This window comes from Haloactinopolyspora sp. (assembly GCF_027324685.1).
Lineage (GTDB): Bacteria > Actinomycetota > Actinomycetes > Jiangellales > Jiangellaceae > Haloactinopolyspora.
In genome coordinates this window covers 1-4,380 of sequence record NZ_DAHVSH010000052.1, presented here as the reverse complement: position 1 = coordinate 4,380, position 4,380 = coordinate 1, and the positions used below count along the sequence as shown (strand labels likewise).

Sequence of the window (4,380 nt, the reverse complement as noted above, 5' to 3'; positions counted from 1 at the left end):
CGGCGTGGGCCAGCTCACCGAGCACCGCGTCGTCCAGCTGAGCAACGTCGACGGCGACGGCGACGGCTCCGGCCTGCTGCAGCAGGAGCACCGGCACGGTGCGAGCGCAGCAGTGCACGACCACCGGCACGCCGGCCGCTGTGACAACCGCGCTCAGCAACGACTCCGCCTCGGGCTCCGCGACCGACCGCAATCGTCCGAAGCCGCTGATGGTGGGGATGGACCCGGCCAGGACGGCGGGCAGACTCGGCTCGTCGAGCTGCAACACGACCTGGGCACCGGGAACTCGGCTCGCGACGTCGGCGACGTGGGCCCGCACACCCTCGGCCAGCGACTCGGCCAGGTCACGGCGCGCGCCGTGATCGGCCAGGACCCGATCACCTCTGGTCTTCTCGAGGGACGCCGCCAGCGTGAGCGGCCCGCTGACCTGGATCTTCAACGGACCCTCATAACCGTGCGCGGCGATCTCGAGTGCGTCGAGATCGGCAGCCAGCATCGACCTGGCTCGGCGCTCGTCACCACTGGCCCGGTCGATCAGCCGCCACCCCGCCGGCTGAAGATCGACATGAAGATCGACCAGCAGCACGGCGCTCCGGCCGATCATGTCCGCGCCGGCGCCTCGGCTGGGCAGTTCGGGCAGATGCGGAAACTCGCCCAGCTCGCCGACCACGATCCGAGCGGCCTCGTCGCGGTCGTCGTAGGGCAGTGACCCGATGCCGGTGGCCGAGCCGGCAGCCCAGAGGTAGTTCACGAAAACCGACCATACGACGGCGCTTGGTGGGTATGTCATCCGGATAGACACGGCAAGGAGGCATCATGACCGTGCAGACTCGACAGCCGGCCTCAAGCCTGTTCGGCACGCCGGAGATAGAAATGTGTGATCGTTGCGGGATGCGAGCGCGAGTGCGGGTGGTGCTCGACGGGGGCGAGTTGTATTTCTGCCGCCAGCACGCGGGAACCTACCGCGAAACGTGGCAGCAGCGTATGTACCTGGTCAAAGACCTGCCGCTGTAGAGCTCAGTCGGAGCCGGACTGCTGTGCCTGCTCAGCGATCTGGCGAGCGACCTCGTCCATGTCGACCGCGCGCACCTGCGCGATCAGGTCCTCCAGCGCGGCCTCGGGCAGAGCTCCCGGCTGGGCGTACAAGACCACGCCGTCGCGGATCGCCATCAAGGTCGGAATCGAGGTGATCTGCATGGCGCCGGCGATCTCGCGCTGCGCCTCGGTGTCGACCTTGGCGAAGATGATGTCCTCGTGGCGTTCGGAGGACTTCTCGAACACCGGGCCGAACTGCCGGCACGGTCCGCACCACGCTGCCCAGAAGTCCACCAGCGTGATGCCGTCCGCGGTGGTGACGTCGTTGAAATTGTCGATGGTCAGGTCAAGCGTGGCCATGCCGGTCCCTTCATAGTGAGTACCCGCATGGAACACCGAAGGGACCGGCCCGCATTCCTGACCGCGACGCCGGGTGTTACGACACCGGTTCGATGTCGGTGACCGTCCACGGCCGCAGCGGCGGCACGGCCCGTTCAGTCGCCCGGGCCTGCTGCCGGCCGGCCACGGCCGCCAGCACGTCGCGGTCGGTGACCAGACCGACCAACCGGCCGGAGCTGTTCACCACCGAGAGGGCGTCGCAATGCGCGTCGAACATCACCTGCGCCGCCAAGCCGATCGGCGTCTTCGGCGACACTCGCGGGCTCGCCTTGCCGAACAGCATCTCGCCCAGCGTCCGGCGTAGCACCCGGACCGATTCCTCGGACTGCGCCACCGCGATGTCCGAACGAGACACGATGCCGTGGATCCGTCCCGATCTCCCGACGACCGCGAGATGCTCCACCCCGGATCGACGCATGAATTCCCAAGCGGTGAGACTCGTCGTCGCCGGCTCGACCGCTTGGAACCGCCGCGTCATCACTTCCCCCACTGTGACCACGATTCAGCTCCCCTCGTCGCCGTCTCAGGTTAGGACCACCGGCACGACACGGCGGGAGGCGAAAGTCCCAAGATCGGCACCGAAAACCCAGGTGAATGCGGTGACTTTGGTCCTCAGTGGCAGCTGACCTTCGCCCGGTCCGCCAACCCGGGTCGAGCTGATGTAGTTCTACCTAGGTGCCGATTCCAGTCCGGGACGGGTGGACCGGCGGTGCCGCATGGGGGAGCCTCGGGGCCGGCGCAACGCGCGGGCCCCGAGGTACGTCATGGCGCTTTTTGCGCTCGATCAGGTGACCAGCTGACGGGTGGCGTCGATGGTGGCCGAACCGATGACCCGGCTGCCCTGGTACAGCACGACCGCTTGACCTGGTGCAACGCCCTCTTGCGGCGTGTCGAACCGGACCAGCACCTCGTCTCCGCGCACCTCCGCGGACGCTTCGACCGGCTCGCCGTGCGCACGCAGCTGCGCCCGGCACCGCAGCGTCGTGCTGGGCGGCGGCCCGCACCAGCGCGGATTGAGCCCGGTGAGTTCCTCGACGGCGAGCGCCTCGCGCGGGCCGACGGTCACCTGCCGGTCGACCGGCGAGATGTCCAGGACGTAGCGCGGGCGGCCGTCGGGAGCGGGCCGGCCGATGCGCAAGCCGCGTCGCTGCCCGATGGTGAAGCCGTACGTGCCGTCGTGCTCACCCACCACCTCGCCATCGACGTCGACGACCTCGCCCGGCGCGTCACCCAGTTGGGTGCGCAGGAAACCGGCGGTGTCGCCGTCGGCGATGAAGCAGATGTCGTGGCTGTCGGGCTTGCGCGCCACCGCCAGGCCGCGTCGTTCTGCCTCGGCCCGCACTTCACCCTTGACGGTGTCGCCCAGTGGGAACAGTGCGTGGGCCAGCTGCTCAGCGGTGAGCACGCCCAGGACGTAGGACTGGTCCTTGTCCTGATCCACCGCGCGATGCAGCTCGCGCCCGCCGTCGGTCTCGACGATGCGGGCGTAATGGCCGGTCGCGACGGCGTCGAAGCCCAGCGCCAGGGCGCGGTCGAGCACCGCGGCGAACTTGATCTTCTCGTTGCAGCGCAGGCACGGGTTGGGGGTGCGGCCCGCGGCGTACTCGGCGACGAAGTCGTCGACGACGTCGGCACGGAACCGTTCGGCGAGGTCCCACACATAGAACGGGATGCCGAGCACGTCGGCGGCCCGCCGAGCATCCCGGGAATCCTCGATGGTGCAGCATCCACGGGCGCCGCTGCGAAACGACTGCGGATTCGACGACAACGCCAGGTGCACCCCGGTGACGTCGTACCCGGCCTCCACGAGCCGGGCCGCTGCCACGGCGGAATCGACGCCGCCGGACATCGCTGCCAACACACGCATGGTCACGTCACCTCGATCGAGTATCTACGTTCGTCAGGCCGGCGGCCCGGGCTCGCTCGGCCACCGGGCCGATGGCGTCCACCAGGGCGGCGACATCGGCGCGTGTGGACGTCCGCCCGAGGGTGAACCGCAACGATCCGCGGGCCAGCTCGGGATCGACACCCATGGCCAACAGCACGTGCGAGGGCTGCGGCACCCCGGCCGAACACGCACTTCCGGTGGAGCAGTCGATACCCGCGGCGTCGAGCAGAAGCAACATGGCATCGCCCTCGCAGCCCGGGAAGGAGAAGTGCGCGTGGCCCGGCAGGCAGCGATCGGCGGCGCCGTTGCGGACCGCGTCGGGCACGGCGGCCAGCACACCCTCGACGAGTTCGTCGCGCAGCGCGGCCAATTCCGCGGCCCGCTCGCGGACATCGGTGACCGCGGCTTCCAGCGCCGTGGCCAGCCCCGCGGCCGACGGTGCGTCGAGCGTTCCGGAGCGTACATCGCGTTCCTGGCCGCCGCCGTGCTGGACGGGTACGAGGTCGAGCTCGCGGCTGGCGAGAAGCACGCCGGAGCCGACCGGACCGCCGATCTTGTGCCCGGACATGGTCAACGCGTCCAGCTGCGACTCGGCGAAATCGACCGGCACCTGCCCGACGGCCTGGACGGCGTCGCTGTGCACCGGCACGCCGTGTTCGTGGGCGATGGCGGCGACCTCGCCGATGGGCTGCAACGTGCCGACCTCGCTGTTCGCCCACATCACGGTGACCAGGGCCACGGATGCGGGGTCGGCGGCGAGCGTGGCTCGCAACGCGGCGGTGTCCAAGCGACCGGTACCGTCGACCGGCAACCACTCGACTTTCGCGCCTTGGTCAGCGGCCAACCAGTCCAGCGAGTCCAGGACCGCGTGGTGCTCCACGGCCGAGGCGAGCACCCTTACCCGGCGCGGGTCAGCCGCACGCCGGGCCCAGTAGATGCCCTTGACCGCGAGGTTGTCCGCCTCGGTGCCGCCGGAGGTGAAGATCACTTCGCCCGGGCGGGCGCCCAGCGCGGCCGCGACCGACTCGCGCGATTCCTCGACCACCTTGCGGGCGAGG

Annotated in this window: 6 protein-coding genes; 1 reads left to right on the top strand and 5 read right to left on the bottom strand. The window is 69.7% G+C overall.

Annotated elements, in window-relative coordinates:
- Positions 1–751 (bottom strand): hypothetical protein (locus tag M6444_RS06620; RefSeq protein WP_298324533.1); only part of this gene is annotated, 751 nt, incomplete at its 3' end.
- Positions 752–816: 65 nt separating this feature from the next.
- On the opposite strand from M6444_RS06620, the gene M6444_RS06615 reads away from it, so the two are divergent.
- Positions 817–1,014 (top strand): hypothetical protein, encoded by a 198-nt coding sequence (locus M6444_RS06615; RefSeq protein WP_298324531.1) that lies wholly within the window; start codon positions 817–819, stop codon positions 1,012–1,014.
- A gap of 3 nt (positions 1,015–1,017) precedes the next feature.
- Here M6444_RS06615 and trxA read toward each other — a convergent pair whose 3' ends face one another.
- The 4 genes from trxA to M6444_RS06595 form a co-directional block, all read right to left on the bottom strand.
- Positions 1,018–1,395 carry a thioredoxin gene (gene trxA, locus M6444_RS06610; protein WP_298324528.1) on the bottom strand — a complete coding sequence of 126 codons (378 nt, stop codon included), beginning with the start codon at positions 1,393–1,395 and terminating at the stop codon, positions 1,018–1,020.
- Positions 1,396–1,471: 76 nt separating this feature from the next.
- Positions 1,472–1,933, bottom strand: a complete 462-nt coding sequence (locus M6444_RS06605) for a CBS domain-containing protein (RefSeq protein WP_298324525.1) — start codon at positions 1,931–1,933, stop codon at positions 1,472–1,474.
- A gap of 285 nt (positions 1,934–2,218) precedes the next feature.
- On the bottom strand, positions 2,219–3,301 hold the full coding sequence (gene mnmA / locus M6444_RS06600) for a tRNA 2-thiouridine(34) synthase MnmA (protein WP_298324522.1): 1,083 nt from the start codon (positions 3,299–3,301) through the stop codon (positions 2,219–2,221).
- A gap of 7 nt (positions 3,302–3,308) precedes the next feature.
- Positions 3,309–4,380: cysteine desulfurase family protein (locus M6444_RS06595; protein ID WP_298324519.1), on the bottom strand; the 1,072-nt coding region annotated here is incomplete at its 5' end.